This is a genomic window from Anoxybacillus suryakundensis (genome assembly GCF_001418025.1).
Taxonomy (GTDB): Bacteria; Bacillota; Bacilli; order Bacillales; family Anoxybacillaceae; genus Anoxybacillus; species Anoxybacillus tengchongensis.
Window position 1 is genome coordinate 20,888 of the sequence record NZ_LIOK01000003.1, and the last position, 26,367, is coordinate 47,254.

General features: G+C 41.5%; 28 protein-coding genes, 2 pseudogenes and 1 riboswitch. Of the genes and pseudogenes, 23 read left to right on the forward strand and 7 right to left on the reverse strand.

All coding sequences use genetic code 11. The features are described from left to right. Nucleotides 1-89: 89 nt before the first annotated feature. Together ASC42_RS02525 and ASC42_RS02530 are read left to right on the forward strand one after the other, a co-directional pair. Nucleotides 90-437: pseudogene (locus ASC42_RS02525) on the forward strand (IS701 family transposase); the annotation flags it as partial. A gap of 236 nt (nt 438-673) precedes the next feature. Continuing rightward, entirely contained in the window at nt 674-1,081 is a 408-nt protein-coding gene (locus tag ASC42_RS02530) for a hypothetical protein (protein ID WP_055440417.1), read from the forward strand. Nucleotides 1,082-1,973: 892 nt separating this feature from the next. Here ASC42_RS02530 and ASC42_RS14425 read toward each other — a convergent pair. Next, a pseudogene (locus ASC42_RS14425) lies at nt 1,974-2,117 on the reverse strand (IS1380 family transposase); the annotation flags it as partial. Nucleotides 2,118-2,322: 205 nt separating this feature from the next. Between ASC42_RS14425 and ASC42_RS02545 the strand changes: the two are divergent. Next, nucleotides 2,323-2,859 (forward strand): hypothetical protein, encoded by a 537-nt coding sequence (locus ASC42_RS02545; RefSeq protein ID WP_055440420.1) that lies wholly within the window; start codon nt 2,323-2,325, stop codon nt 2,857-2,859. Between the two features lie 92 nt (nt 2,860-2,951). On the opposite strand, the gene ASC42_RS02550 is transcribed toward ASC42_RS02545, so the two are convergent. Continuing rightward, nucleotides 2,952-4,370 carry a SpoVR family protein gene (locus ASC42_RS02550; protein WP_055440421.1) on the reverse strand — a complete coding sequence of 473 codons (1,419 nt, stop codon included), beginning with the start codon at nt 4,368-4,370 and terminating at the stop codon, nt 2,952-2,954. Between the two features lie 135 nt (nt 4,371-4,505). On the opposite strand from ASC42_RS02550, the gene ASC42_RS02555 reads away from it, so the two are divergent. From ASC42_RS02555 to ASC42_RS02570, 4 genes are all read left to right on the forward strand, one after another. Then, nucleotides 4,506-4,949, forward strand: coding sequence for a MarR family winged helix-turn-helix transcriptional regulator (locus ASC42_RS02555; protein WP_055440422.1), 444 nt, complete (start codon nt 4,506-4,508; stop codon nt 4,947-4,949). A 6-nt stretch (nt 4,950-4,955) separates the two neighbouring features. Further along, complete coding sequence (locus ASC42_RS02560; protein WP_055440423.1) at nt 4,956-6,563, forward strand: MDR family MFS transporter; 1,608 nt, start codon at nt 4,956-4,958, stop codon at nt 6,561-6,563. A gap of 192 nt (nt 6,564-6,755) precedes the next feature. After that, entirely contained in the window at nt 6,756-8,420 is a 1,665-nt protein-coding gene (locus tag ASC42_RS02565) for a glycoside hydrolase family 13 protein (protein ID WP_055440424.1), read from the forward strand. Between the two features lie 129 nt (nt 8,421-8,549). Then, entirely contained in the window at nt 8,550-9,062 is a 513-nt protein-coding gene (locus tag ASC42_RS02570; RefSeq protein ID WP_055440425.1) for a PepSY-associated TM helix domain-containing protein, read from the forward strand. A 286-nt stretch (nt 9,063-9,348) separates the two neighbouring features. Here ASC42_RS02570 and ASC42_RS02575 read toward each other — a convergent pair whose 3' ends face one another. Beyond that, complete coding sequence (locus ASC42_RS02575; RefSeq protein WP_055440426.1) at nt 9,349-10,533, reverse strand: class I SAM-dependent rRNA methyltransferase; 1,185 nt, start codon at nt 10,531-10,533, stop codon at nt 9,349-9,351. Between the two features lie 131 nt (nt 10,534-10,664). Next, nucleotides 10,665-10,772: riboswitch (TPP riboswitch) on the forward strand. An 89-nt stretch (nt 10,773-10,861) separates the two neighbouring features. Between ASC42_RS02575 and tenA the strand changes: the two genes are divergently transcribed. The 11 genes from tenA to ASC42_RS02630 all read left to right on the forward strand — a co-directional run bounded on the left by tenA (nt 10,862) and on the right by ASC42_RS02630 (nt 20,402). Next, the gene (gene tenA, locus ASC42_RS02580) at nt 10,862-11,557 is read left to right on the forward strand and encodes a thiaminase II (protein WP_055440427.1); all 696 of its coding nucleotides are present in this window, start codon (nt 10,862-10,864) and stop codon (nt 11,555-11,557) included. Next, nucleotides 11,532-12,122: an ECF transporter S component gene (locus ASC42_RS02585; protein ID WP_032100903.1), complete on the forward strand. Its 591-nt coding sequence runs from the start codon at nt 11,532-11,534 to the stop codon at nt 12,120-12,122. The genes tenA and ASC42_RS02585 overlap by 26 nt, the downstream gene beginning before the upstream one ends. 3 nt (nt 12,123-12,125) lie before the next feature. Then, nucleotides 12,126-13,577 carry an ABC transporter ATP-binding protein gene (locus tag ASC42_RS02590; RefSeq protein ID WP_055440428.1) on the forward strand — a complete coding sequence of 484 codons (1,452 nt, stop codon included), beginning with the start codon at nt 12,126-12,128 and terminating at the stop codon, nt 13,575-13,577. Then, nucleotides 13,574-14,368 (forward strand): energy-coupling factor transporter transmembrane component T family protein, encoded by a 795-nt coding sequence (locus ASC42_RS02595; protein ID WP_055440429.1) that lies wholly within the window; start codon nt 13,574-13,576, stop codon nt 14,366-14,368. Before ASC42_RS02590 ends, ASC42_RS02595 begins: the two co-directional genes overlap by 4 nt. A gap of 1 nt (nt 14,369) precedes the next feature. Beyond that, a complete protein-coding gene (gene tenI, locus ASC42_RS02600) occupies nt 14,370-14,984 on the forward strand; it encodes a thiazole tautomerase TenI (protein ID WP_055440430.1) in 615 nt (204 codons plus the stop codon). Beyond that, complete coding sequence (thiO, locus tag ASC42_RS02605; protein ID WP_055440431.1) at nt 14,972-16,093, forward strand: glycine oxidase ThiO; 1,122 nt, start codon at nt 14,972-14,974, stop codon at nt 16,091-16,093. The genes tenI and thiO overlap by 13 nt, the downstream gene beginning before the upstream one ends. Next, complete coding sequence (gene thiS / locus ASC42_RS02610) at nt 16,077-16,280, forward strand: sulfur carrier protein ThiS (protein WP_032100899.1); 204 nt, start codon at nt 16,077-16,079, stop codon at nt 16,278-16,280. Before thiO ends, thiS begins: the two co-directional genes overlap by 17 nt. A 1-nt stretch (nt 16,281) precedes the next feature. Next, the gene (locus tag ASC42_RS02615; protein ID WP_055440432.1) at nt 16,282-17,052 is read left to right on the forward strand and encodes a thiazole synthase; all 771 of its coding nucleotides are present in this window, start codon (nt 16,282-16,284) and stop codon (nt 17,050-17,052) included. Continuing rightward, nucleotides 17,049-18,065, forward strand: a complete 1,017-nt coding sequence (locus ASC42_RS02620; RefSeq protein WP_055440433.1) for a MoeB/ThiF family adenylyltransferase — start codon at nt 17,049-17,051, stop codon at nt 18,063-18,065. The genes ASC42_RS02615 and ASC42_RS02620 overlap by 4 nt, the downstream gene beginning before the upstream one ends. Before the next feature lie 5 nt (nt 18,066-18,070). Continuing rightward, on the forward strand, nt 18,071-18,859 hold the full coding sequence (gene thiD, locus ASC42_RS02625) for a bifunctional hydroxymethylpyrimidine kinase/phosphomethylpyrimidine kinase (protein WP_055440434.1): 789 nt from the start codon (nt 18,071-18,073) through the stop codon (nt 18,857-18,859). A 277-nt stretch (nt 18,860-19,136) separates the two neighbouring features. Beyond that, nucleotides 19,137-20,402, forward strand: coding sequence for a hemolysin family protein (locus tag ASC42_RS02630; RefSeq protein WP_032100895.1), 1,266 nt, complete (start codon nt 19,137-19,139; stop codon nt 20,400-20,402). A gap of 35 nt (nt 20,403-20,437) precedes the next feature. Here ASC42_RS02630 and ASC42_RS02635 read toward each other — a convergent pair whose 3' ends face one another. Further along, nucleotides 20,438-20,638 carry an alpha/beta-type small acid-soluble spore protein gene (locus ASC42_RS02635; RefSeq protein WP_003395655.1) on the reverse strand — a complete coding sequence of 67 codons (201 nt, stop codon included), beginning with the start codon at nt 20,636-20,638 and terminating at the stop codon, nt 20,438-20,440. A gap of 225 nt (nt 20,639-20,863) precedes the next feature. Between ASC42_RS02635 and ASC42_RS02640 the strand changes: the two genes are divergently transcribed. Beyond that, on the forward strand, nt 20,864-21,106 hold the full coding sequence (locus ASC42_RS02640; protein WP_055440435.1) for a hypothetical protein: 243 nt from the start codon (nt 20,864-20,866) through the stop codon (nt 21,104-21,106). 29 nt (nt 21,107-21,135) lie between these two features. Here the strand turns inward: ASC42_RS02640 and ASC42_RS02645 are convergent, their stop codons facing one another. The 3 genes from ASC42_RS02645 to ASC42_RS13995 form a co-directional block, all read right to left on the reverse strand. Continuing rightward, complete coding sequence (locus ASC42_RS02645) at nt 21,136-22,248, reverse strand: ABC transporter ATP-binding protein (protein WP_035048736.1); 1,113 nt, start codon at nt 22,246-22,248, stop codon at nt 21,136-21,138. 111 nt (nt 22,249-22,359) lie between these two features. After that, complete coding sequence (locus tag ASC42_RS02650) at nt 22,360-23,241, reverse strand: PucR family transcriptional regulator (RefSeq protein ID WP_055440436.1); 882 nt, start codon at nt 23,239-23,241, stop codon at nt 22,360-22,362. Between the two features lie 67 nt (nt 23,242-23,308). Then, nucleotides 23,309-23,458, reverse strand: a complete 150-nt coding sequence (locus ASC42_RS13995) for a hypothetical protein (RefSeq protein WP_003395650.1) — start codon at nt 23,456-23,458, stop codon at nt 23,309-23,311. Between the two features lie 97 nt (nt 23,459-23,555). Between ASC42_RS13995 and ASC42_RS02655 the strand changes: the two genes are divergently transcribed. From ASC42_RS02655 to ASC42_RS02670, 4 genes are all read left to right on the forward strand, one after another. After that, a complete protein-coding gene (locus tag ASC42_RS02655; protein ID WP_003395649.1) occupies nt 23,556-23,849 on the forward strand; it encodes a hypothetical protein in 294 nt (97 codons plus the stop codon). A gap of 40 nt (nt 23,850-23,889) precedes the next feature. Further along, a complete protein-coding gene (locus ASC42_RS02660) occupies nt 23,890-24,999 on the forward strand; it encodes a DUF445 domain-containing protein (protein ID WP_055440437.1) in 1,110 nt (369 codons plus the stop codon). Nucleotides 25,000-25,061: 62 nt separating this feature from the next. Next, the gene (locus ASC42_RS02665) at nt 25,062-25,406 is read left to right on the forward strand and encodes a YlbF family regulator (RefSeq protein ID WP_003395645.1); all 345 of its coding nucleotides are present in this window, start codon (nt 25,062-25,064) and stop codon (nt 25,404-25,406) included. 72 nt (nt 25,407-25,478) lie between these two features. Beyond that, a complete protein-coding gene (locus tag ASC42_RS02670; RefSeq protein ID WP_082435668.1) occupies nt 25,479-26,339 on the forward strand; it encodes a Cof-type HAD-IIB family hydrolase in 861 nt (286 codons plus the stop codon). The last annotated feature ends 28 nt before the right edge of the window (nt 26,340-26,367 follow it).

A 26,367-nucleotide genomic window follows, 5' to 3' on the forward strand; every position in this document is an offset into this window, starting at 1 on the left:
AAAAAAAAGAAAAAAGTTTCAATAAAAAAACTACTAATTGGTTCAGTGAATTCATATGATTTTTAAAATATTGGAAATCTGATTAACTCATGATATCCGAACATCTTCATTGCGTCTTGAGCACCGACCGAAAGCTAAGCGATGAAGAGAGCTTGAGTTACTATGCCGAGCGCTGGTCGATCGAATGTTTTTTACAAGCGAAAGACCAGCTGAAGCTCGATGGATACCGCGTTCGCGGGCGTCGGGCGGTGAAACGATATTGGATTTTAGTGCAATTCACTTATGTATACAGTATGTTCGAGTCTAACTGTGATTTCTCTATCGGGTTCACACTTCTCCGAACGAAGAAAAGGTATAGTCTCGTGGAGTTTGTTTACTACGCGGCGAAGCAAGATATTCCTATTGACTTCATCAAAAAACAGCTCCATGTGGCATAAGGGGTTCCTTGTTTGTCTCTTTTTTATGGTAATAATTATCATTAAAAATACTTTATTTATAGTACAGCATTTCAAATAATATAAATATTTACATTTTTTTTTTTTTTTTATGATATATTCAAAAGTGGCTGGAGGTGATTGACTGGGGGATGATAATGTGCTCTAAGTGTTTTATTAAGGCAATATAAATATTGAATTGTAAGGTTATCGATAATATGATGGAGGGAGGATAAGGAATGAACGGAGTAGATGGAATTAAATCTACCCTAACCTATATACGGGACGGTTCAAAAAATGTTACAAAAGCTGCAACTGACTACATAAAGGATAACAAATGGGAAATCGCTGCTTCGATAGCGGTAGGAGTAGCAACAGGTGGAGTTGGGTTTGCTGTGTCCGCAGGGAGAATTGTTGTAAGTACAGCAGTTAAATCTGTGGCTAAAGAGGCCGCAAAACAGGTTGCTAAAGAATTAGGTACTACTGTCACTCGTGCGACGGCACAGCAAGCAGCCAAGCAGGCAATGTATTCTGTTTACAAAGAGTCAGTGAAATCGGCTGCTAAGGATGCTGCAAAAAATGGTGCCTATGCTGGTGTGGGAACATATGCGTCTTTTCAAGTTTCAAAATACTATCCTAAAAAATAAAATTGATGTTGCTTATTTTATGAAGTGTTCAATGAAAAACATAGAGGTGATAGGTTGAAAATCTCTAATATCGTAACATCTGTGCAAATGTCAGATGAGTATAGCCCTGTACGAATAAAAAATATTTTCGATAATTTAGACGGCGGATTTTATATCTTTATTGATGTTGAGGACATAAAATGTGAGTCTACTAAGTTATTTGTTAAGATTTACGATAACTTGGGCTCAGAACTCATTTGTTTGGATTTTAAAATGGGTAACGTTGCTAGAAAAGATACTATAATATGCTACATTAATTACAAGTCGCTAGAGAATCTGCCTTTATCCAGTTTTGGGAAGTGGCGATTACTAGTTATGGATGACAAAGAAGAAACAGTTGCCAAGTATTCATTTGTAGTAAGAAATATTGCATTTACGTACACATCGAGAGGTGTTCCTCAATGAACGAAAACATACTTTTTTTAGTCTCGTTTTCAATCATTCTGGCTTTTTTTCTCCTTATTGAATTTTTATTCAAAAAAAGAAAAGGGGATGAAGTTGCAATTCGATCTTTTGTTGTGAGGTTTGTTAGTATCGTTATCTTTGTTTATATAATAAAGTTAACCATTTTATAAAAGCCTGAATCCGTGATGGTTGGAAATCCACTTTGATTTTGGTGTTAGTTTTATGGATATATGATCCATACATCCCTTTTTTGATGATTCCCTGCAACACTTTCATGTTTGAAAATGAGATAAATCCCCTTTTTTGATGATTCCCTGCAACACTTTCATGTTTGAAAATGAGATAAATCCCCTTTTATGGAGATGCAAACTAAAAAAGAGATAAAAAAAGTACAGGGGGTAGTGATGGATATGAGTATAAGAATATATGTTTGCTATCTTGCCTCTTTCTATTTTTGATACACATTCAGTAGGAGTATCCTTCGCATCAGTTTCATCCATAGCCGCCGCGATCGGCGAACGAGTCGTCCTGCCATCGTGATCACCGTCTGAATGATCGTCTTGATGTGGCGGCGTTTCACTTTTCGTTTGATGGAGCAAGTAGCCAATGAGGGCAAGCCCCGCACTTGGCGTAATGGCTTCATCTGTCAACACAAACCGAATTGGGAAACCTTTCATCGCATTCACCTACTTGATGAAAAGTCATTCACGTCATTTTCCCTTATCGTATCAACGGTTTGCGACCATTGTAAAGATGTTTTGTCACGGATTCAGGTATCATTCATCTAGGAGGCAATTATGAGAAAACTATTCATAATAGTTATATTAATGTTCTTTGTTTCGTATTTGATCCACAAAGCAAATGAGGGAGCAAATTTTCATTCGCCAGTTTATTCAGGACGAGAACTAAAAATTGGGATTGTTGGAGATATTCCTAATATTAGAGAAAATAATGTTTCTTTCATTCAAATGTCACTGGAAGACGTTTTGCAAAAAAAATTTGTTACAAAGGTGGATAGTGTATTTATCACCAAAAAACACTTAAAAGAGGCAGCTGAGCCACAGTATGCTAAAATTTATTGGGAATCCCCTATTCCATTTGTTTTTATTGATTCTGAAAAGGTCTATTTGGCGTTTCTTGATGACCAATTAAGTTATGAGGACGCTCACACTATAAAATCAGGGGACTATGTGGTAGGATTTCATAAAGATACATACTTTGGTATAGGACTTTACAATAATATTAGAAATGAAAAAACTATTCAAGATTGCTATTCTCGACTATTTGTCATTATAGAACGTTTTAAGAACACAGGTAAGATTTTAATTAAATAAATGCTGTGACACAAGCTTTATGCAATTAATGAGAAAAAGAACAGGAAGTTTACATAAAATGTAAACTTCCTGTTAATTGTTTAATCAATAGCTCATATATATTTTCGTTGTACGTTTCGTCCGTCGTATGTGAATAGCGTTGGCTTGTTTTCGATGATTGTTTCCATATGAACGGCGCGTCCCCAAAGTTGATAAATGTAAGGAAGCACTTTTTCTAAATATTTGACGTCTAGTTCAATGCCTTCGTACGAATGTTTTAAATATAGCTCCCCGTTGCGCATGTAGTCGCCGTCATTGACTGTAATATATGGAAATCCTCCGTTGACGCGCATGTTTACAAGCTGATCGCGCACATGTTCCCAATGTTTATCAACAATTTTGTAGTCTTTTCCTTGTTTTTGAAACAAATACATATCTTCGCGCATGACGAGCTCTTTTGTTAAATAGTTACGCAAAAAGGAGATGTCAGATTCTAGTTCGCGTACTTCAAATATTTTTGCACGTCCTGAACCTGGTTTGACACCGAGCTTTTTCATTTCTTCTGTCGGATTATCCCAGCGTTTTTCGATATCTTCAAAAATTTTCAATCCTAAGTAATACGGATTAATTCCAGTTCGGGAAGGTTGAACAACGCCGGCATTTAATTTGGCAAATTCAATCGCTTCATCGCTCGTTAAATCCATCTCACGTAAAATACGTTGATGCCAGTACGTTGCCCATCCTTCGTTCATAATTTTCGTTTCGAGCTGCGGCCAAAAATAAAGCATTTCTTCACGCATCATTGTTAAAATATCGCGCTGCCATTCTTCAAGTTCACGGCTATATTCTTCAATAAACAATAGCAAATCTTTTTCGGGTTGCGGTGGAAATTTTCTTCGTTTTTTTCGCGTTTGTGGTGCTTTTTTCTTTTCATTAAGCGACCATAAATCGTCATATGGCGACGGTCTTGGTACTTCATCATCTTCTTCGTATATTTCTGTATCAGCAATCGTCCATGAAAGCTTCGGACGAAGAAGCGAAGGATCAATATGCTCTTGAATGGCTAATACAGCGTCTAAAAACTTTTCGACTTCTTGTTTCCCGTATTCGTGCTCATAATGCTTAATTCGTTCCGCTGTTGCCGCCATGCTTTCGACCATGTCTCGTTTTGTGTTGCTGAAGCGAACGTTATTTTTAAAAAAGTCGCTATGAGCAAGGACGTGTGCGACAATTAATTTATTTTGAATAAGCGTATTTGTATTTAATAAAAAGGCGTAGCACGGATCGGAGTTAATGACAAGCTCGTAAATTTTACTTAATCCGAGATCATAATGAAGTTTCATTTTATGAAATTGTTTCCCAAAACTCCAATGTGAAAAACGTGTCGGCATGCCGTATGCTCCAAATGTGTAAATAATATCAGCTGGGCAAATTTCATAGCGCATTTCATAAAAATCAAGCCCAAACCCTTCGGCAATTTCCGTAATTTCGGAAATGGCTTTTTCTAACGCTTTTTGTTCATCTCGTTTCATCGCGCTCCCTCCTTATGACAATGTATGAGCGAGCGCGTCATTTGATACGTCAAGAATGTTTCATTGACTTTATATTTTCTTTTGTGTATATTTAACTATGTTAAATATTTATGTTGTTAAAAAGGTGGGATGCGTATGGAGCAAGTGCCGTTCACCGCGCTTGTTGAGCGATTAGAGCATGCGTTTTCGTTAGCCCTTCGCAAATTAGCAGCTGACTTGGCTAAGGAGGAAATTGGCTTAACGAAACCGCAGTTTTTTATTTTAAACTTGTTGTCGAAGCGTGGAAAATGTACAGTGAGCGAATTGGCAGACGAAATGTTTGTCAAACCGAGCGCCATTACGACAATGATTGATCGCTTATATAAAAGCGGATTTGTGCTACGTGAACGAGATGACGAAGACCGTCGCGTCGTGTATGTACAATTGTCTGAAAAGGGGAAAGAAATGCTTCAGCATGCACGGGCGGAACGAAGAAAAATTATTGAGCGTTATTTGAGCCAATTACAATTCGATGAACTTGAACAGTTTGTTCATATCATCGAAAAAATTGCTGCGGCAAACGAAAAAGAGGAGAAGTGAGATATTATGAAAGAACAAGCAGCGATACAAACAAGTATTGCAAATATACAACAAAAACGAGGTATTTTAATTACCGGATTACTTGTGGCGATGTTGTTTGGGGCACTTGACGGCACGATCGTTGGCACAGCGTTGCCTCGCATTGTTGGCGAGCTTGGTGGATTAAGCATGATGGCATGGCTAACGACAGCATACATGCTCACATCGACAACGATTGTCCCGATTGCCGGGAAACTTGCTGATTTATTTGGTCGAAAGTCGATCTATGTGTCAGGATTAGCGATTTTTATTATTGGTTCCGCGTTATGTGGTATGGCGGATACGATGACTCAACTTATTATTTTCCGCGCCATTCAAGGTATTGGTGGCGGCATTATGATGCCAATGGCGATGATTGTCATCGGTGATTTGTTTACAGGAGCAGAGCGGGCAAAATGGCAAGGTGTATTCGGTGGCGTATTTGGATTAGCGTCTATTCTCGGTCCGCAAGTCGGCGGATGGATTGTTGATTCGTTAAATTGGCGCTGGGTGTTTTACATTAACCTTCCTGTTGGTGTATTAGCGATTGTGCTCATTTCGATCGGTTTGCATAACCACCGCATCGCTGAGCGGGTGAAGCTTGATTTAGCCGGCATGTTTACAATGGTTGTCGCGGTTGTTTCGTTATTGCTTGCTTTAACGTTTGGTGGCGATAAATACGATTGGCTATCGTGGCAAATCATTTCTTTATTAGCTAGCTCTGTCGTTTTTTTTAGCTTATTTGTATTTGTTGAACGAAAAGCAGAAGAGCCAATTATGCCAATGCATTTATTAAAAAATAAAACATTTGTTGTGCTTAATAGTGTCGGCTTTTTTATGTCTGTCGGTATGTTTGGAGCAATTATGTTCGTGCCACTCTTTATGCAAGGCATTATCGGCATGAGCCCATCCGAATCAGGAACGATGATGTTTCCGATGATGTTTGCGCTCATTATTGCAAGCATGATCGGCGGACGACTTGTACAAAAAATTGGCGTTCGTCCGCAAGTCATTGTCGGAATGGTGCTTGTGGCGCTCGGCTTTTTCTTATTGTCAACGATGAACGTCGATACGAATAAGTGGACCGCGATGTTATTTATGGCAACGCTCGGTTTTGGACTAGGATTTGTCAATCCGGTCATTACACTAGCGTTACAAGAAGTATTTCCAAAATCGCAGCTCGGTATTGTGACATCATCGAGTCAATTTTTCCGTCAAATTGGTGGAACGTTTGGGGCAACGTTGTTAGGAGCGATTATGAACCATCGTTCGAAGGATTTATTAGAAGCGAAGTTTCTTCCGCTGTTAGAGAAATTACCAGCACAAGCGCATGTGATGATGGATTCATTTAAACAACTCGTTGAATCGAATCCGCAAAGCGTATATTCGGTCATTTTAAATCCGGATACGTTGAAAAAAATTCCCGAACAAATGCAACAAATGTTTGTACCCGTATTAAAACAAACACTCGTTGATGCGTTAAGCGATGTGTTTTTATATGGGTTAATCTTTGTCGGCATCGGTTTTGTTTTTGCGCTGTTCATCGGCCGCATTACGATTTCTCGTACGCAGAATAAAACGGCTCCAATGGAATAAGTATAAAAGTAAACGATCGCCAAAGCGGTCGTTTGCTTTTATAATAAAAAAGTGAAACGTTTGCACATATAAAACGAAATTTTTTATGAAAAAGTGCAACTTCCTCTTTAAACAAAGCAATTTGTATATTAACATGAAAGAGTAATAATCATTGAAAGCGATTTATTTTGAGTCAATTGAGGAGGATTTTACGTGAGAAGAGCTTGGTGGAAAGAAGCGATTGCATATCAAATATATCCAAGAAGCTTTATGGATTCAAATGGAGACGGGATTGGTGATTTACAAGGGATTATCCAAAAGCTTGACTATTTAAAAGACCTTGGAATCGATGTCATATGGATTTGTCCGATTTATAAATCGCCAAATGCAGATAATGGCTATGACATTAGCGATTATCAAGACATTATGGAACAGTTTGGAACGATGGAAGATTTCGATCAGTTGCTTGAAGAAATTCATAAACGCGACATGAAAGTCATTTTAGATCTTGTTATTAACCATACGAGCGATGAGCATCCGTGGTTTATTGAATCGCGCTCATCAAAGGATAATCCTAAACGCGATTGGTACATTTGGCGCGATGGGAAAAACGGCAAAGAGCCAAACAATTGGGAAAGCATTTTTGGCGGTTCTGCTTGGGAATATGACGAGACGACGGACCAATATTATTTACACGTGTTTGCGACGAAGCAACCGGATTTGAATTGGGAAAATGAAGATGTTCGTCGCGCTTTATATGATATGATTAACTGGTGGCTCGATAAAGGCATTGATGGGTTCCGTGTCGATGCGATTTCACACATTAAGAAAAAAGAAGGTCTTCCGGATTTGCCAAATCCAAAAGGACTTGACTATGTCCCTTCATTTGATGGACATATGAATCAAGAAGGGATCATGGACTATCTTCGTGAACTCAAAGCGCAAACGTTTGCGCGTTATGACATTATGACGGTTGGAGAAGCGAACGGAGTTACTGTGGAGGAAGCGGAAGATTGGGTCGGTGAAGAAAATGGCATTTTTAATATGATTTTTCAGTTTGAGCATCTTGGACTTTGGCAAAAAGGAACAGACGGCGGTGTCGATGTTCGTAAATTAAAACGCGTATTAACAAAATGGCAGAAGGGATTGGAAGGTGTTGGCTGGAATGCGCTATTTCTTGAAAATCATGACCAGCCGCGTTCCGTATCGACATGGGGAAATGATGAACAATATCTTGTTGAAAGCGCCAAAGCGTTAGGGGCATTATATTTTCTTATGCAAGGGACACCGTTTATTTACCAAGGACAAGAAATCGGCATGACGAACGTCCGATTTGAAACGATTGATGAATATGACGATGTCGCTATTAAAAATTATTATCGCATTGAGCGCGCCAAAGGTCGTTCACATGAAGAAGTGATGCAATGGATTTGGAAAAACGGTCGCGATAATTCACGCACACCGATGCAATGGTCGGATGAAGAAAATGCCGGATTTACGACTGGAACACCGTGGATTGGTGTGAACGGAAATTATAAACAAATTAACGTCAAAAAGCAGTTGAACGACCCGAACTCTGTGCTAAACTTTTACAAGCGCATGATTCAACTAAGAAAACAACACGAAGTATTTGTTTACGGAACATATGATTTAATATTAGAAAACCATAAAGCAATTTATGCATATACGCGCACACTCGGCGAAGAAACAGCGATTGTCATCGTGAACTTAACAGACCGTAAAACGATGTATCGTTACGATTCATTGAAATTAAATAGCGAGCAATTAGTCTTAGCAAACTACGATGTGAAACCGCATAAACATGCGACGCGCTTTACATTGCGTCCGTACGAAGCTCGTGTATATGTAATGAAATAATAAAAAAATCCCTTTTTCCGATATGGAAGAGGGGATTTTCACATTTCTTTCACTTACTTTTCAAACTTCTCCCAAATTCATGTTTTACAGTTACATTTGTAAAATATGAATTTGGTTGGAGGAGTACATATGAAAAAAACGCGCAATTTGCACTTATGGATTGGACTCATTTGTTCAGTATTTTTACTTTTGGAAGCGGTGACAGGATTGTTGTTGACCGAGCGTTGGTTAATGGGCATGGGCGGGCATTCGCATGGAAATCATGAGCATGCGCATGGTGATGGACATGGACATGCGCAGTTAAATATGATCGATGCGGTAAAAAAAGCGAGTGAATCGGGCGCGTTTTCAATGGATGAAGTTGGCGTCGTGATGAATCACGGGATGTATATGGTACGGTTAAACGATAAAGACGGGACGTTAGTGACGATTGCACCAGACGGTACAGTTGTCAAAAAAGAAGTAAATTATTTTGCTTCATTTGTGCGTGCCATTCACGTTGGAAAACTTGGTCTTTGGAATCGTCTCATCATCGATGTAGCTGCCATTTCCATTATCATTTTAACAGGGACGGGTATTTATTTATCCGTGAAAATTTTGCGGGTGCAAGCGAAAGCGAAACGAAGAAAAGCGGTGGCATAAATGAAAAACACTTCGCATCAATGATTGGTGCGAAGTGTTTTTTAACTAATTCGTTTTGTTGGCGATTGTTGAATTTTTCCTGTTCCATTGCATAGTGAGCATGTTTTGTAAAGTGATAAACAGATTTTCATTTTCTTTTTCCCAAAACATTTCGGACAAATTGTTTTTAATGCCATTTTCATCACCTCAAAAAGAAAGCGGTTTCAATTTTAGTATACCCTGTTTTTGTGCAATGTGTGCACAATCATTTTGTCTATTTTTAAACAGGTTGGCATGCGCCAACCTGTTACTTACGTGAATGCACTTCATAAATGGCAAACTTCAAATAATCTCCTTCGTCAGCAGCAAGCAGTTTCGGATGGTCATACCCTGCACCGCTCCAATGAATTTGACGTAAAATTTTCTTTGCATCAAACGCTGCTTCCGCAACCATCGCTTGAAACATATCCGGATGCACATGATATGAACAACTCGCCGTTACGAAAAAACCGCCGTCTTTGACGAGTTTTAAGCCGTTTAAATTAATATCCTTATAGCCGGCAAGCGCTTTTGGCACCGCATGGGCGGATTTTGTAAACGCTGGTGGGTCAATAATGACAACGTCCCATTTTTTTCCCTCATGCACACATTCACGTAAATAGTCAAACGCGTTTGCAACGACGAAATCCACATTTGTAAATCCGTTTAACTCGGCGTTTCGCTTTGCCGTTTCAATGGCATGTTCAGAAATATCGACAGCGGTCACATGTTTTGCTCCGTATAAACAGGCGTTTAACATAAATGAGCCTGTGTGTGTAAAGCAATCGAGCACGGTCGATTCGCTTGTAATGAGCGGCTTGATCGCGGCACGATTTTGACGTTGATCGAAGAAAAACCCTGTTTTTTGCCCGTTTTCAATGTCGACAATATATTTCACGCCGTTTTCTTCAATTTGTACGTTCGTATCGCACGTACCGTACCAAAATCCTTTTTCTTGTTTTAATCCTTCTAATTCGCGCACGTGGACGTCGTTGCGTAAATAAATCGCTTTCGGTTGAAAAACGTCAAGAAGTGCTTGTAAAATCCATTCTTTTCTTTTTTCCATGCCAAGCGATAAAATTTGCACAACGAGCACATCTTCGTATTTATCGACAATGAGCCCAGGTAAAAAATCGGCTTCACCATAAACGGCGCGACATGAACGAACGCCCGGAATCATGCGCTCGCGATACGCCCACGCTTGACGAATGCGGTTCATAAAAAATTGCGCATCTAATTCATCGTTTGGATTTTGCGTCAGCACGCGCACGATCATTTGTGATTTTGGGTTAATATATCCTTTCGCTAAAAAGTGACGTTGGTGGTTATATACGTTGACGAAATCACCCGGTTCAAAATCTCCTTCAATATAATCGACTTCGCTTTGAAACACCCACGGATGTCCAAGTTCGAGTCGCTTTTTTCTTTTTCGCTTTAAAAATACATTTGCCATACATCCCACTCCTGACTATATATTCGCTACTTTAGCATACAGGAAGAAAACGATGTGCGCAAATATGGATAAAAATATTTGACAATTCAATGAAATATGCTAATATTAGTGACAAAGTGAATGATACAAATGCATTCCACTAGGGGGGCCTTTAGATAGGCTGAGATCAAAGTGTGCCTTTGAGACCCTTAGAACCTGATCTGGATCATACCAGCGTAGGGAAGTGGAGACGGTGCGAAGTGTGTCTATATGTCAATTTCCATCGTTTACAACCACTTTCTTTGCGCAAAAGAAAGTGGTTTTTTATTTTTCTTAAGGGGGAGAGGAAATGTTGTTTTCAGAACAGTTGCGCAAAGCTGTCGATCCGATTTGGGAAGCGAGCTTTCATCATCCGTTTGTGAAAGAGCTCGGAGAAGGAACGCTTGATTTACGTTGTTTCCGGTATTATGTATTACAAGATTCATATTATTTGACACACTTTGCGAAAGTGCAAGCGCTCGGCGGGGCGATGGCGGATGACTTACAAACGACCGCAAGCATGGCAAATCATGCGCAAAATACGTATGAAGCTGAACTTCGTTTACATGAAACGTTTATGAAAGAGCTCGGTATTACAGAAGAAGAAAAGGCGTCGTTTGTTCCTGCACCAACCGCGTATGCGTACACATCGCACATGTACCGATCAGCATTTGCGGGACACTTTGGCGATGTATTAGCTACTATTTTACCGTGCTATTGGTTGTATTACGAAATTGGTGAGAGGCTAAAACATTGCAAGCCGAAGCAGCCGATTTATGCGAAATGGATTGAAGCGTACGGCTCTGATTGGTTTAGACAGCTTGTCGAACAACAAATTGCTCGCTTAAATGACATTGCGAAAACGGTAAGTGAAAAAGAGTTGGAGCGAATGAAGCAACACTTTTGGATCAGCAGTCAGTATGAATATTTATTTTGGGACATGGCGTACAAATTAGAGCGTTGGCCAATTGAAGAGGAGGATGTTTATGCAAACGAAAGGGCTTAAATTAACAGACGTATTAACGACTGTTGTGGTGGCTATTGTGTTTGGCATTGTGTATAAAGTGTGGGGACCGCTTTACTATGCAGTAAAACCGCTTGGGCTTCATCTCGATCAACTTATTTATGGGATGTGGTTTATTGCCGCAACTGTCGCATATTTATTGATTCGTAAGCCAGGGGTGGCGTTGCTTGCGGAAGTCGCGGCTGCATCAGGGGAGTTTTTAGCTGGTTCCGAATGGGGACTAGAAGTGCTATTTTACGGTTTTGTGCAAGGATTGCTTGCTGAGCTTGTATTCGCTGCTTTCCGTTATAAACGTTTTGATGTGGCAGTTGTATCGCTTGCCGCGGTTGGTTCGACGATCGCTTCTCTCGTTCTTGATTTTTATAAAGGGTATATTGACCAATTAGCATGGTGGAATTTAACGTTATTTATCGGTGCGCGTTTCGTTGGAGCGATCATCATTGCCGGCGTATTTGCTTATTCGCTTGTGAAAGCACTTGAAGCGACAGGTGTGACGCAACTGTTGCGCCCGACGACAAAAGAAGATTACGACTCGCTTGATAAATAGAAGGTGACGTCATTGATTCATATCGAACAATTGCGATTAAAATTTCCGGGGGCAGAAAAGCGGTTATTTACCGATGTATCGCTTTCGATTAAAAAAGGAGAAAAAGTGTTGCTTTTAGGTCCGTCAGGGTGCGGAAAGTCCACGCTTTTGCAAGTGATGGCAGGTATTATTCCGCGCTCGATCGATGTGCCGATGAAAGCAAAAGCGCTTCACATTCCAAATCGTGTAGGTTATGTATTTCAAGATCCCGATGCCCAGTTTTGCATGCCGTATGTTGATGAAGAAATGGCGTTTGTGCTCGAAAATCTCGGTGTGCCTCGTGCGAAGATGAAAGAAAAAATCGCGCACATGCTTCAACGTGTGCGCCTTCGCCTTCCACACGTTCATGTGCCGATTCAAACGTTATCAGGTGGGATGAAACAGCGATTGGCGATTGCATCGGTTTTAGCGCTTGAACCTGATGTGCTATGTTTAGACGAACCGACAGCACTTCTTGATGAAGAAGGCACAAAAACGGTATGGGAAACGTTAAAAGAAGTGGCGGAGGACCGAACGGTTGTGATCGTCGAACATAAAATTGATCATGTTCTTGATTTTGTTGAACGCATCATTTTATTTAATGAACATGGTGAGATTATCGCTGACGGTTCAACGAATGAAATTTTTTCAACGTATCGTTCGTTTATTGCTGAACAAGGCGTTTGGTATCCGAACGTGTGGGAAACGTATGAAAAGCCAAAAACGGCGCAACAACCTTATGTGCAGGCGGATGTTCTGTTACATGTACAATCGCTTCGCGGCTATCGGCAAAAAGAAGAAAAAATAGCCATCGATCAGTTAACGATTTATGCGGGGGAATGGATTGCAGTTACAGGTGAAAACGGCGCAGGCAAAAGTACGTTGTTGCAAAGCTTGATGAAACTCATTCGAACAGAAGGCGATATATACTGGCAACAACAGCCGTTAACAAATGACGAGTTGCTGTACGATCACATTGCCTTTGTTTTTCAAAATCCAGAATTTCAATTTGTCACAAATCGTGTTGATGATGAGCTAGCGTATGCTTTCCGTCTTGAAAAACGTTCGGAACATGAAGTAGCTGAGGAAGTCGAGCGATTGCTTGAGCGCTTTCATTTGAACGAGCAGCGGCATTTACATCCGTATCAATTGTCGATGGGACAAAAACGAAGATTAAGTGTTGCTGCATCGGTAACGGATAGCCATCGCTTATTGTTGCTTGATGAACCGACGTTTGGGCAAGATGCGAAAAATACGTTTGCGTTGCTCGAATGGCTTGAAGCGTATCGACAACAAGGAAAGGCAATTGTGATGGTGACGCACGATGAGCGCATCGTGTCGGAATTTGCGACGAGAAGATGGATCATGGAAAACGGAAAGCTTGTCGCCGACGAACCGGTCGCTCTTCGTATGTTCGTGCGAGGTGGAATCGGATGAGATGGAACATCGAATATAAAGAAACGTGGTTGCATCAGGCGAATCCGACAGCGAAATTATTGTTATTTTTGCCGATGTTCGTTGTGATTGTTTTTGTCCACAATCCAAACGTGCTCATCAATTGGACGATTGGGTTTACCGCGTTATTTATGCTGTTTAGCGGTTATCGGATAAAGCATGTGCTTTTATTCTTCATGCCGTTTTTGTTTATTTTCATTTCTACGTCGTCGTCAATGATTTTGTTTGGAAAGGGAGAAACGACGTGGTTTCGTTGGGGGCTTGTTCATATTACAGAAGAAAGTTTTTATCGCGGTATTCATCTCGGATTTCGTACCCTTTTGTTTGCGATTTTCGGGTTAATGTTTGCGCTTACGACAAAGCCCGTTCTTTTATTTTATTCACTCATGCAACAAGCGAAATTGAAACCAAAATATGCGTATAGTTTTTTAGCAGCTATTCGTTTATTGCCGATTATGTTAGAAGAATTTCAAACGGTACATCAAGCGTTAAAAGTGCGGCGAGCTGCAAAAGCGAAAGGATTTCGCGGCAAACTTGAACTGATGAAACGATATGCGATCCCGCTTTTATCGCAAAGCATTCGCCGCGCTCAGCGCATTGCGGTAGCGATGGAAGCGAAAGGCTTTACAAATGAACGAGCGAGAACGTTTTATTATGAACTGACGCTTGGAAAATATGATGTGTATTTATTTGTCGTCATGTGTGCCATTGTCGCTGTTGGCTATTACATGGCAGATGCGTTTCCATACGTCGCGATCAAGGATGTGCGGTAAGATGAAAGAACTTCATCTCATCTCAACAGGCAATCAGTCGATAGAAACATTTGTTCACATTTCGTCTCTCGTTCATTTGTATGTGGATTACATTCATGTTCGCGAAAAACATCGTGCGGCGAAAGAGATTGGCATCATCGTGGAAAAATTGCTTGAAGCAAGTGTGCCAGCGCAAAAAATTGTCATCAATGATCGGGTGGACGTCGCTGTCGTTTATGGCGTTGGCGGCGTTCAGCTCGCCTATCATAGTTTGTCGGCAAAACAAATTAAAGAACGTTTTCCTTTTTTGCGCGTCGGTCAATCTGTTCATACGTTTGCAGAAGCGAAACAAGCGGAAAACGAAGGAGCCGATTACGTCATTTTCGGTCATATATATGAGACGAACTGTAAAGAAGGAATAAAACCGCGCGGGCTTACCTCTTTGCAGAAGTTAGCATGCAGTGTACACATTCCGGTTATTGCTATTGGGGGCATTAAGCCTATGCACGTTCGCCATGTGTTAACGGCTGGGGCAACGGGGATTGCAGTTATGTCGACAGTATATTATGCCGATCATCCGTTATCGACCGTTCAGTTATATCGAGAGCAAATGGGGGAAGAGACATGGACGTTTTAATCGTTGGCGGAGGCATTATTGGCAGTAGCATTGCTTTTGAGTTAGCAAAAAGAGGAGCACACGTTGTTGTTATTGAACGAGGAGAATTGGCACAAGAAGCATCGTCGGCAGCGGCTGGCATGCTCGGTGCGCACGCTGAGTTTTCGACAGATCACCCCCTCATTCCGCTTGCTTTAGCAAGTCAAGCGGCATTTCCAAACGTTATCGCTGAGTTACAACAGTTAACAAACATCGCTGTCGGATGGAATGAAGCAGGCATGTTAAAGATGGCGACGACGGCGGAAGAGCACCGGCAATTAACGGAACATTATGAATTTTGGAGGCGTATTCAACCACAACACGTTCGCTGGCTAACGCGCGATGACGTGGCCCAACTCGAACCGCACGTACGAAGTGAATATGGGGCGATGTATACGATCGATCAACAAGTCGATGCCAAACAGCTTTCCGTTGCTTTCGCGCGTGCAGCGATGGCAAAAGGCGCAACCTTTTTACCGTATACGGAAGCGTATGACGTTGTTTTCGACGGTGAGCGTGTAACGGGAGTGAAAACAACGAGCGGCACGCTACATGCGGAACATATAGTCATCGCTTGCGGAGCATGGACGTCCGCTTTCGCAGAAAAATTGCAATTGTCGTTACATATGTATCCGGTAAAAGGGGAGTGCATCGGTGTCACGACGGACACGCCGCTTTTGCGGACGACTGTATTTGCAAAAAACGGTTGTTATATCGTGCCGAAAGCAAACAATCGTCTCGTCATTGGGGCTAGCGCAATGGCCGACTCGTTTACGAAAACGGTGCAAGCAAGTAGCGTGCATCATTTACTAACGCGTGCGATGCAAATCGTTCCAGACATCGCTCATGCCACATTTGAGAAAGCTTGGGCGGGCATTCGTCCACAAACGAAAGATGGCATGCCTTATATCGGGGAGCATCCGCAGTATACAAACGTATTTATTGTGACAGGACATTATCGAAACGGCATTTTATTGAGCGCCATCACAGGCCGATGCGTGAGCGATATGCTAGAAGGAAAAGAAGTTCCATTTGATATGACACCGTTTTCGCTCATAAGAAAGGAGGAGGATCATGCATTGCATCATTAACGGTGAGACAATCCATTTGCCATCTCATGTGCGTACAGTCGCTCAATTGTTGCACCATTTTCATATTCATAAAAAGATTGCGATTGTGGAAATCAATATGCATATCGTTCCGAAAGAAGATTATGAACATACAGCCATTGCAGACGGTGATCGCATTGAAATCGTTCATTTTGTAGGGGGAGGATAATATGTTACAAATCGGTCCGTATACTTTTCATTCTCGGTTATTGCTCGGAACAGGAAAATTCCCGAACATCGACATTCAAAAAGAAGCAGTGGAAGCGTCAGGAGCAGAAATATTAACATTTGCCGTACGACGAATGAACATTTTTGCCCCTGATCAGCCGAATTTTTTAGAGAAAATAGATGTAACGAAATATAAGTTGCTTCCGAATACCGCTGGGGCAAAAACAGCAGAGGAAGCGGTGCGCATCGCTCGTTTAGCGAAAGCATCTGGACTTTGTGACATGGTGAAAGTGGAAGTGATCGGGTGCGATCAAACGTTGTTGCCGGATCCCGTCGAGACGTTAAAAGCAACAGAGATGTTGTTAGAAGAAGGATTTATCGTTTTACCGTACACATCGGATGATGTTGTGTTAGCGAAACGGTTGCAACAGCTCGGTTGTCATGCGATTATGCCTGGAGCATCACCGATCGGATCTGGGCAAGGAATTATTAATCCGTTAAACATTCAATTCATTATTGAACAAGCAACCGTCCCTGTCATTATTGATGCAGGCATCGGTGGACCGGCGGATGCCGCGTTAGCGATGGAGTTAGGGGCTGATGGGGTATTGTTAAATACAGCGGTTGCTTCTGCGAAAGATCCGGTAAAAATGGCGAAAGCGATGAAACTGGCGATTGAAGCGGGGCGGCTAGGATATGAAGCAGGGCGCATTCCGAAAAAGCGGTATGCCACAGCGAGCAGTCCAATTGAAGGGATGAGCGTCGTTTCATGAATCGCTACTCACGCCAACAATTGTTTGCGCCGATCGGAGAAAAAGGACAACGATGCATTCGTAAAAAACATGTGCTCATTATCGGTGCTGGAGCGCTTGGGGCCGCAAATGCGGAGACGCTTGTACGTGCAGGTGTTGGAAAAGTAACGATTGTTGACCGCGATTATGTCGAGTGGAGCAATTTACAGCGCCAACAGCTATATACGGAAGATGATGCGGCGAAGCAATTGCCGAAAGCAATCGCCGCTTCTGTTCATTTGCAAGCGATTAATCACGATGTAGTCGTTGAACCAATTGTTGCGGATGCAGATGCACGTGTACTTGACCGTCTTGTTGCGCGCGGGCGACCGGATGTGATTATTGATAGTACCGACAATTTCGATGTGCGTATGATCATTAACGATGTTTCACAAAAGTATGATGTGCCGTGGATTTATGGGGCATGCGTCGGAAGTTACGGATTAAGCTACGTCATTATCCCGAATGAAACGCCATGTTTACGTTGTTTGCTTGAAGAAGTGCCGCTCGGTGTTGCGACGTGCGATACCGCAGGGATCATTAGTCCTGCCGTTCATATGGTTGTCGCACATCAAACGGTAGAGGCGTTAAAAATATTCGTACATGCTCCCGTCAATCGCAAGCTCGTTTCGTTTGATATATGGCAAGGACAATATCGGATGATCGATGTGCAAAAGTTAAAAAAAGACGATTGTCCATCGTGCGGTAAAACGAGAACTTATCCAGCTCTCCAATACGAAAATGAAACGAAATTTGCGGTATTATGTGGGCGAGAAACAGTACAAATCCGTCCTGCCCAGCGCAGAGGGCGAGAGTGGACAACGCTTATTTCCTTTTTACAACAAAAAGGAATTCAAGTGGTACAAAACGATTATTTATGTTCGTTTACAGTGGACGGGCGTCGTTTTGTCGTCTTTTCGGATGGGCGCGTATTTATTCATGGCACAAATGACATTCAAGAAGCAAAGAAGCTATATTATCAATATTTGGGGTGAGGGGTATGGTATATAAAGCGTTGACGATCGCTGGTTCGGATAGCGGTGGAGGGGCTGGCATTCAAGCGGATTTGAAAACGTTCCATCAACTCCGTGTGTTTGGCATGTCAGCCATTACTGCGGTAACTGCACAAAATACGCTCGGTGTACAAGGAGTATACCCGCTTTCTGTTGAAGCGGTTGAACGACAAATCGATTCCGTTGCGGTCGATTTATCGCCGCATGCGGTAAAAACAGGCATGTTATTTAGCCAGGAGATGATCGAATTAGTTGCCCACAAAATAAAGCAATACAAATGGATGAGCGTTGTCGTCGATCCCGTCATGATCGCAAAAGGCGGGGCACCGCTGTTGAAACAAGAGGCGGTGGAAGCGTTGCAACGTCATATGTTGCCGCTTGCTTACGTGTTAACACCGAACATTCCAGAAGCGGAAGTGTTGACAAATATGCGAATTGAAACGTTGGAACAACGAAAAGAAGCAGCGAAAAAGCTTCATGATATGGGCGTTCGGTACGTCGTCATGAAAGGTGGACATGGGGAAGGCAACGAACTTGTCGACATTTTATACGACGGTGAACAATTTTATGAATGGAAAAGCAAGCGGATCGATACAAAACATACGCATGGAACCGGCTGCACATTTGCCGCAGCGATTACAGCACAACTTGCAAAAGGAAAAACAATATATGAAGCAGTAGATGTGGCGAAACGTTTCATTCAAGTTGCTGTGGAACAGACGTTGCAAATTGGCAGCGGGCATGGTCCGACGAATCATTGGGCGTTTCATGAGTAAAAAATGTTCACATCATTGACAAACAAAATCGTTCCTACCATTGTTAAAATAAAAATGGGGAATATATTGATGGAGGGGACGAATAAGTGGAAGAACTTTCAATTACGTTAAATATTACGTACGTATTGCTTTTAACTTTTTTTATCGGTACAACGTTGATCGAGTCATAAGAGCGACTGTGCAGATTGCGCAGTCGTTTTCTTTTTCAGTTAAATTTGGTATGATTAACGTATATATTAATCATGACCACTAATTTGATTAGGAGTGTGAATGTTCATTGGGAGATTTGCCTCTGAGTTTAGTTTTTTTACTCATTGTTTTAATTTTATTATCCGCTTTTTTTTCAGCTTCAGAAACAGCATTTTCGAGCGTGAATAAAATTCGTTTGAAAAATTATGTGGATGAAAAACGGCGCGGAAGTAAAAAAGCATTATATATTGCAGAAAACTTCGACCAAGCCCTCTCTACTATTTTAGTCGGAAATAATATCGTGAACATTGCTGCAGCTTCTATTTCAGCAAAAGTGGCAACAGATTTGTTTGGTGGCAGCACAGGTCTTGTTGTTAGTACGGTTGGTATGACGATTTTAATTTTAATTTTTGGCGAAGTGTTACCTAAGTCGTTGGCGAAAGAACATGCGGAGTCATTTTCGCTCCTTATTTCCGATGTGCTGTATATGTTAATTCAACTATTTACTCCCGTTACAGCGTTGCTTGTCATGTTAAAAAAGCTTGTCTCGAAACTCGTTGGACATCAATCCGATATTCCTTCTGTCACAGAAGAAGAAATTAAAGTGATGGTGAACTTAAGTGAAGAAGAAGGGGTAATAGATAATAAAGAGAAAGAACTCGTTCATCGTTCGCTCGATTTTAACGATATTTTAGTTGGTGAAATTTTCACACCGCGTATTGATATGGTTGCAGTAGAAGTGAATCAACCTATCGAAGAAATTCGAGACATTTTTTTACGTGAACGATATTCGCGCGTTCCGGTATACGAAGGAGACATTGATAACGTCATCGGTATTTTATCGGAGAGCGACTTTTTCAGTCAACTTGTGCAAGGAAAAGAAGTAAATGTCCGCCAATTGTTGCGTACGCCGCTATTTGTCGTTGAGTCGATGCGTATATCCACGTTATTGCCTGAATTGCAAAAAAGCAAAGTGCATATGGCAATTGTTATCGATGAGTTTGGCGGTACATCTGGGTTAATTACGTTAGAAGATATTTTAGAACAGATTGTTGGAGAAATATGGGATGAACATGATGAAGCGGTAAAAACATTCCAAAAAATTAATGATTACGAATATGAATTTAATGCAGAATTACCGCTTGATGAGTTTTGCGACATTTTAGGCATTGATGAGCTAGAAAGTTCTTCCCATACGCTCGGCGGCTGGGTGTTTGAAATGTTTGAACGCATCCCTACCGTTGGGGAGTCGTTTGAATATGAGTCATTAACAGTCACCGTCCGTCAAGTTGAAAATCGGCGCATTCGAAAAGTGCTCGTTCGCATTCGAGAGCCGATTATGGAAAATGTATAACCCCCAAGCGATTCGCCAGGGGGTTTTTAGCCATGTTATTTAGTTGTGTAAGATCCACCTAATTGTTGTTGTGCCATTGCAACAAGACGCTTTGTAATTTCGCCACCAACTGAACCATTTGCGCGTGATGTTGCGTCTGGTCCGAGATTTACACCAAATTCTTGAGCGATTTCGTATTTCATTTGATCAATTGCTTGTTGCGCACCGTATACTAATAATTGATTTGTGTTTGCCATATTCAATCATCTCCTCGTTACATTTTTTTTATGGTTGGGTTAGCTGGATTTGCACCAGCAACGCGTGATGTTTTCACGCTGCCAAGCTTGGCTTAACCCATCGACTGATGTTTGCTTGCTTGTACTACTATTTTGGGGAAAAAACATGTTATTATTCTTTTTTTTATGTGGTAATTTCTTGTGAAGTGGGAAAGATAATGGAAAATAACAAGGCGAGGGATGAATATGTATATTTGTCCGTTATGCAACGGTTTACGGACAATCGTTTTTTATTGTGACCAATGTGGGGAAAAATTAAAAGACGAAGGAAAATTAACGGATTATTTCGATGATTACAGTCCGTATATGGATGCAGATATGATGAAAATGGTTGATGGATACGCCGATACGAGAAAACGGCACATCTGTGTTCATTTGTTTCATTGCGCACATTGTGATGACGATATCGTTCGTTTCATTCAAGAGTAAAAGCCCGCTCAAATGAACGGGCTTCCCATTTATTTCTCACTATTGGAACGGATGCGCAACTCTGTATTGACATCGAAGAAGTGAGCTTTGTTCATATCTAATGCAAGATCGATCGTTTGACCTGCTTTTACGTCTGTGCGGGCATCAACGCGTGCGACAAACTCTTGGCCGCTAATTTGCGAATATACCATAATTTCTGCACCGAGCAATTCTGCCACTTCGACATGGGCACTCACTTTTGTGTTTTGTGATGCTTCAAGAAATACAGGCTCATCATGGAAGTCTTCTGGACGAATACCTAAAATGACTTCTTTGCCTACGTAACCTTGGTCGCGAAGCACTTTCATTTTTCCTTCTGGCACAGCAATTTTCACATCGCCGATAACGAATACACCGTCTTGTAGGACGCCACGCAAGAAGTTCATCGCTGGCGAACCGATAAATCCACCGACGAAAATATTTTCCGGTTTTTCATACACTTCTTTTGGTGTACCGACTTGTTGGATCACGCCATCTTTCATAACGACAAGGCGCGTCGCCATCGTCATTGCTTCTGTTTGGTCATGTGTAACGTAAATTGTCGTTGTTCCTAAACGTTGATGAAGTTTCGCAATTTCTGCGCGCATTTGTACACGCAATTTTGCGTCTAAGTTTGAAAGCGGCTCGTCCATTAAAAACACTTTCGCATCGCGCACAATCGCACGTCCTAATGCTACACGTTGACGTTGACCACCAGATAATGCTTTCGGTTTGCGATCTAAATATTGCTCAAGCCCGAGAATACGCGCGGCTTCGCGGACACGACGATCGATTTCATCTTTTGGAAACTTGCGCAATTTCAATCCGAACGCCATGTTATCGTATACGCTCATATGTGGATAAAGCGCATAGTTTTGGAACACCATTGCGATATCGCGATCTTTTGGCGCAACGTCGTTCATCCGTTTGCCATCGATGTAAAAATCGCCTTTTGAAATTTCTTCAAGACCTGCGATCATTCGAAGCGTCGTTGATTTTCCGCAACCTGACGGACCGACGAAAACGATAAATTCTTTATCTTGGATGTGTAAGTTAAAGTCTTTTACAGCAGTAACGTTGTTGTCATAAATTTTGTACACATGTTCTAAACGAAGCTCAGCCATACGTACGCCTCCTTATGCAATCGATTTCATTTGATTTAAGCATATATGAAAGGGGGAGAGTCGTAAATGGACACGATGCACAAAAAAAGAAAACGTTTTCGGGCAACATGCCTAGTGTTGTTCATGAAGTAAAATAGCCAAATAAACGGTGAGCGCCCCTTTAAATTGTTTTATATCAACGCCTGTTTTTTCGATAAGTTTATCAATGCGATATTGCAAGCTATTGCGGTGCATATGAAGCTTTTTTGCTGCTAGCGAAACGTTTAAATTGCATTCAAAAAACGTCTTCATCGTTTTAATCATATCGTCATCTTGTTTTACTGTTTGTAAAAACGTCATGGCGTACGTCATCTCTTCATCGTTAATAAGCAAAAGAGGGAAGACGTCTTCAATGGAGTAAACGCGCTGCTCGGGTTTATGTTTCATACCGATGTGAAAATATCGCTTCTCCGCGGTAAATATGTGTGTAAGTTCAACGCCATGTGGGCACTTTTGTCCAATATAGGCCCGCAATTGAATGTAGAAATCGCTACATAGCGTATCGATCAGTTCATAAAGAGTGGAGGCAACGCTCTCTTCTTGTTGCTCGATGACGATAAATTGTTGTTCTGTTTCCGATAACATCGTCACATCATATGGAAAAAGCGATTGAATTGCTTCCATAAAATCATGCGGATCAACAGTCCCTTTTTGAATGTAAAAATAAATGAAACGTGTATGTGCAGAAGAAGGTACATGTTCGAATGCTGTCGTATCATGCTGTATTAAAAAGCGATACCACCTTTGTTGTCGCTCGTTCAGCCAAGAAGGGATCGTTTCATATCGTGTAAATAACGTTGCTAACAACGTCCGTTCTTTTGGGGTAAGCGCTTCTTTTTTTATGCCAAAAACTTCGCCGCGTTCCGTCGAAAACCATTCATATTGATCCCGCTCGTCCACTTGCTCGCGTTCAATAAGTGCGTCTTGGTAATATGCCCGTAATTTTTCTAACATGTATCCCAGTCCTTTCCGCTCCTATCACGACCATTATACAAAAAGCGGCGAGAAAATGCTCGCCGCTTCATTTTACTTCATGTGGTGGTTGTTCTGTTTGAACATCACGCGCTTCTTCAATGTTTGTTGCGTGATGGCACGAATATACGTAACCTCCCGCCATGCCTTCGTTAATCATGCGATCGATATCCCATTCATAATTGTCGCGTTCTTTCATTATGCATGCCCCCTTATTCGTTATTTTGTATGACCGAAAAAAAAGTATACATGATTCATTTCCTTTGTTCATATATTCATGACGAGAGGTGAACAGTATGGTTGTCCATTATTTACATGCGTTAATGAACTATCATTTAGACGAGGAAGAAGAAGCGCTCGTTCGTTATTTATATTTGCTTCATTTAGGAAAGGAATGGAACACAACAACGAAAGAAACGGAAAATGGATGGCGCGAACAATTTGAGAAAATGAATATATATAAAGAGGCATGGCTTGCTTCAGAACATGCGACGGAGCGAGAAGTGTTTCGCGTCTTGTTATGCAAATGTTTGAAACGATTACACAAGCAGTTATCGCACATTTGCACTCATAACGGACAAGCCCTATAATGAATGGTTAGAGCAGTTCATTAGTAGAAGGGAGATCGTTATGGGGCTTTTTCTTTATTTACTTTTTATGATGGCTGTCGGAGCGTTCATCGGGGGAATGACAAATTCGATTGCGATTAAAATGCTTTTCCGTCCATATCGTCCCATTTATATCGCAGGAAAAAGACTCCCGTTTACCCCTGGACTTATTCCGAAGCGGCGAGAAGAGTTAGCGGAACAGCTCGGACGCATGGTTGTTGAGCATTTATTAACAGCGGACGGCTTGCGCCGAAAGTTAAACGATGAAACGTTTATTCGCGATATGACGAACTACGTGCAAGAAGAAGTAGAAAAATGGCTTCAATCCGACGAAACGGTTGCGTTTTGGTTAGAGCGGATGGGTATAAAGCATCCGCAACAAATGGTTGAAACGTGGATCGAAACAAAATATAACATGATGATGATGCAACGTGGTGAACTTCCGCTCCATGCAGCGATTCCGAGCGAGCTATTGCAAAAAATAGATGACGCCATTCCTGCCATTGTCGATCGTTTATTGCTCCGCTTGCGCGCATATGTAGAGAGCGAGCAAGGGGAACGGCAGATAGAGCATATGATTCATGAATTTTTACAAAGCCGTGGTATGTTTGGCAATATGATTCAAATGTTTCTTGGCAACGTTAGTTTAGCGGATAAAATTCGTCCAGAAGTCGTGAAGTTTTTGCAAAGTGATGGGGCAAAACAATTGCTTGTGCAATTATTTACAAACGAATGGGAAAAAGTAAAAGCGATGCACGTCCGTGACGTTGAACAGTTTGTCGGTCGTGAAACTGTTGTCGGATGGTTGAAGCGATTGACGTCGGCGATTGTGCAAGAGCCGTTGCAACAGCCGCTCGGTTCGCTTGTTGCCCCGTATGTGCGCTCTTCTTTGCCGCAGTTTGTACGCTTTTTTTTACAGTTTGCATCTGAGCGATTGGAACAATGGATGAAGCGGTTGCACTTGCAAGAAATTGTGCGAGAAGAAGTAGCTTCGTTCTCTGTTGAACGGCTAGAAGAGATGATTTTAACGATTTCGCGCCGCGAGTTTAAAATGATTACGTATTTAGGTGCTTTGTTAGGCGGAATCATCGGGCTCGTCCAAGGATGTGTTGCATTTTTCGTTCAATTGTAGACATACGGCGGCCGCTTCGCTCATATCGTAAAAAGAAAGGGAAAAGGAGAGGAGCGTGTCGCATGAACGTCCTTCAAGCTATTCATGAACTTTCGACAGCCATCCGTATGAGCGAACCATTTATGGAACTTCGTCGCGCATATGAGCAAGTGCAACGTGACGAAACAGCACATCAATTATTTGCGCGATTTCGCACGCTGCAAAAACAGTTGCAACAAAAGCAAATGAATGGATTACCTGTGAGCGATGCGGACGTAGAGATGTTACAACAACATTTGCACGTCATTGAAATGAACGAAAACATCGCGCGTTTAATTCGTGCAGAAGAGCGGTTAAACGAGTTGTTTGCACAGGCGATGGCTGCGATGATTCAGCCGATTGAACAGCTATATGATGGGCACTCATGAAAAATGAGTGTTCTTTTTTTTATACCCTTGTCATACGTATGAATGAAGACACGACATCAAGGGGGGACGATCATGTATAAATTACTTGCGTTAAACATTGACGGCACGTTATTAAAAACAAATGGAAAGCTAGAGAAGAAAACGAAAGAAGCAATCGAATTTGTAAAGAAAAAAGATGTATATATTACATTGATGACATCAAGAAACTTTTTGTCCGCTAAAAAAGTAGCGAAAGCGCTCAAATTAGATTCGTATTTAGTGACGTTTCAAGGTGCGCTCATCGCAAAGTCGCTAGACGAAAAGCTGCATGAGTCAGTCATTCCAGCACAAAAAACGTTCGATATTGTACACGTGCTTGAGCATTTCAACTGCAACGTTCGGTTGCTTCACGAACGGTATTCGATCGGAAATCGCAAAAAAATAAAAAACAACATGATTGCGAAAACGATTTTAGGGGATCCATTTTTTTATCCAGCACAATTTGTTGACTCGTTAAGTGATGTGTTGCGAGACGATCCGATTGATGTCATGAAAATCGATGTGTTTTACTCAAATGAAGACGAATGTGATGAAATTGTTGAAACGATCGAGAATGCGTTTCCCGACGTTTCTCTCACCGTTAGTGATGGAAAAATCGAATTACTACCAAAAAACGTTTCAAAACTAAACGGGTTAATTCGTCTCGGAAACGAACTCGGCATTTCATTAAAAGAAATGGTCGTTATCGGAGATCATTTGGATGATATGCCAGCTATTGAAGCAGCGGGGCTTGGTGTTGCGATGGGCAATGCTCCAAAAGAAGTAAAAGCTGTTGCTGATTGGGTGACGCGTTCAAACGAACAACTGGGTGTTGCATATATGATTAAAGAACATTTTCGTAAACAACATCGTCCGCAATTTTTACGGCAAATTCGCACAATAGAGAAAAAATAATTTCCGTTTCTTGACGAGCTTTTCGCTT

What these genes read in the sequence shown, in the direction of transcription:
- ASC42_RS02655 (WP_003395649.1), top strand. Translation starts at nt 23,556, where the DNA reads ATGGTTGTCCATTATTTACATGCGTTAATGAACTATCATTTAGACGAG.
- ASC42_RS02545 (WP_055440420.1), top strand. Translation starts at nt 2,323, where the DNA reads ATGAGAAAACTATTCATAATAGTTATATTAATGTTCTTTGTTTCGTAT.
- ASC42_RS02595 (WP_055440429.1), top strand. Translation starts at nt 13,574, where the DNA reads ATGAGATGGAACATCGAATATAAAGAAACGTGGTTGCATCAGGCGAAT.
- tenI (WP_055440430.1), top strand. Translation starts at nt 14,370, where the DNA reads ATGAAAGAACTTCATCTCATCTCAACAGGCAATCAGTCGATAGAAACA.
- ASC42_RS02640 (WP_055440435.1), top strand. Translation starts at nt 20,864, where the DNA reads ATGTATATTTGTCCGTTATGCAACGGTTTACGGACAATCGTTTTTTAT.
- thiO (WP_055440431.1), top strand. Translation starts at nt 14,972, where the DNA reads ATGGACGTTTTAATCGTTGGCGGAGGCATTATTGGCAGTAGCATTGCT.
- ASC42_RS02560 (WP_055440423.1), top strand. Translation starts at nt 4,956, where the DNA reads ATGAAAGAACAAGCAGCGATACAAACAAGTATTGCAAATATACAACAA.
- ASC42_RS02585 (WP_032100903.1), top strand. Translation starts at nt 11,532, where the DNA reads ATGTTTATGCAAACGAAAGGGCTTAAATTAACAGACGTATTAACGACT.
- ASC42_RS02530 (WP_055440417.1), top strand. Translation starts at nt 674, where the DNA reads ATGAACGGAGTAGATGGAATTAAATCTACCCTAACCTATATACGGGAC.
- ASC42_RS02645 (WP_035048736.1), bottom strand. Translation starts at nt 22,248, where the DNA reads ATGGCTGAGCTTCGTTTAGAACATGTGTACAAAATTTATGACAACAAC.
- thiD (WP_055440434.1), top strand. Translation starts at nt 18,071, where the DNA reads ATGGTATATAAAGCGTTGACGATCGCTGGTTCGGATAGCGGTGGAGGG.
- ASC42_RS02635 (WP_003395655.1), bottom strand. Translation starts at nt 20,638, where the DNA reads ATGGCAAACACAAATCAATTATTAGTATACGGTGCGCAACAAGCAATT.
- ASC42_RS13995 (WP_003395650.1), bottom strand. Translation starts at nt 23,458, where the DNA reads ATGAAAGAACGCGACAATTATGAATGGGATATCGATCGCATGATTAAC.
- ASC42_RS02670 (WP_082435668.1), top strand. Translation starts at nt 25,479, where the DNA reads ATGTATAAATTACTTGCGTTAAACATTGACGGCACGTTATTAAAAACA.
- ASC42_RS02570 (WP_055440425.1), top strand. Translation starts at nt 8,550, where the DNA reads ATGAAAAAAACGCGCAATTTGCACTTATGGATTGGACTCATTTGTTCA.
- ASC42_RS02660 (WP_055440437.1), top strand. Translation starts at nt 23,890, where the DNA reads ATGGGGCTTTTTCTTTATTTACTTTTTATGATGGCTGTCGGAGCGTTC.
- ASC42_RS02620 (WP_055440433.1), top strand. Translation starts at nt 17,049, where the DNA reads ATGAATCGCTACTCACGCCAACAATTGTTTGCGCCGATCGGAGAAAAA.
- tenA (WP_055440427.1), top strand. Translation starts at nt 10,862, where the DNA reads ATGTTGTTTTCAGAACAGTTGCGCAAAGCTGTCGATCCGATTTGGGAA.
- ASC42_RS02550 (WP_055440421.1), bottom strand. Translation starts at nt 4,370, where the DNA reads ATGAAACGAGATGAACAAAAAGCGTTAGAAAAAGCCATTTCCGAAATT.
- ASC42_RS02575 (WP_055440426.1), bottom strand. Translation starts at nt 10,533, where the DNA reads ATGGCAAATGTATTTTTAAAGCGAAAAAGAAAAAAGCGACTCGAACTT.
- ASC42_RS02650 (WP_055440436.1), bottom strand. Translation starts at nt 23,241, where the DNA reads ATGTTAGAAAAATTACGGGCATATTACCAAGACGCACTTATTGAACGC.
- ASC42_RS02555 (WP_055440422.1), top strand. Translation starts at nt 4,506, where the DNA reads ATGGAGCAAGTGCCGTTCACCGCGCTTGTTGAGCGATTAGAGCATGCG.
- ASC42_RS02665 (WP_003395645.1), top strand. Translation starts at nt 25,062, where the DNA reads ATGAACGTCCTTCAAGCTATTCATGAACTTTCGACAGCCATCCGTATG.
- thiS (WP_032100899.1), top strand. Translation starts at nt 16,077, where the DNA reads ATGCATTGCATCATTAACGGTGAGACAATCCATTTGCCATCTCATGTG.
- ASC42_RS02615 (WP_055440432.1), top strand. Translation starts at nt 16,282, where the DNA reads ATGTTACAAATCGGTCCGTATACTTTTCATTCTCGGTTATTGCTCGGA.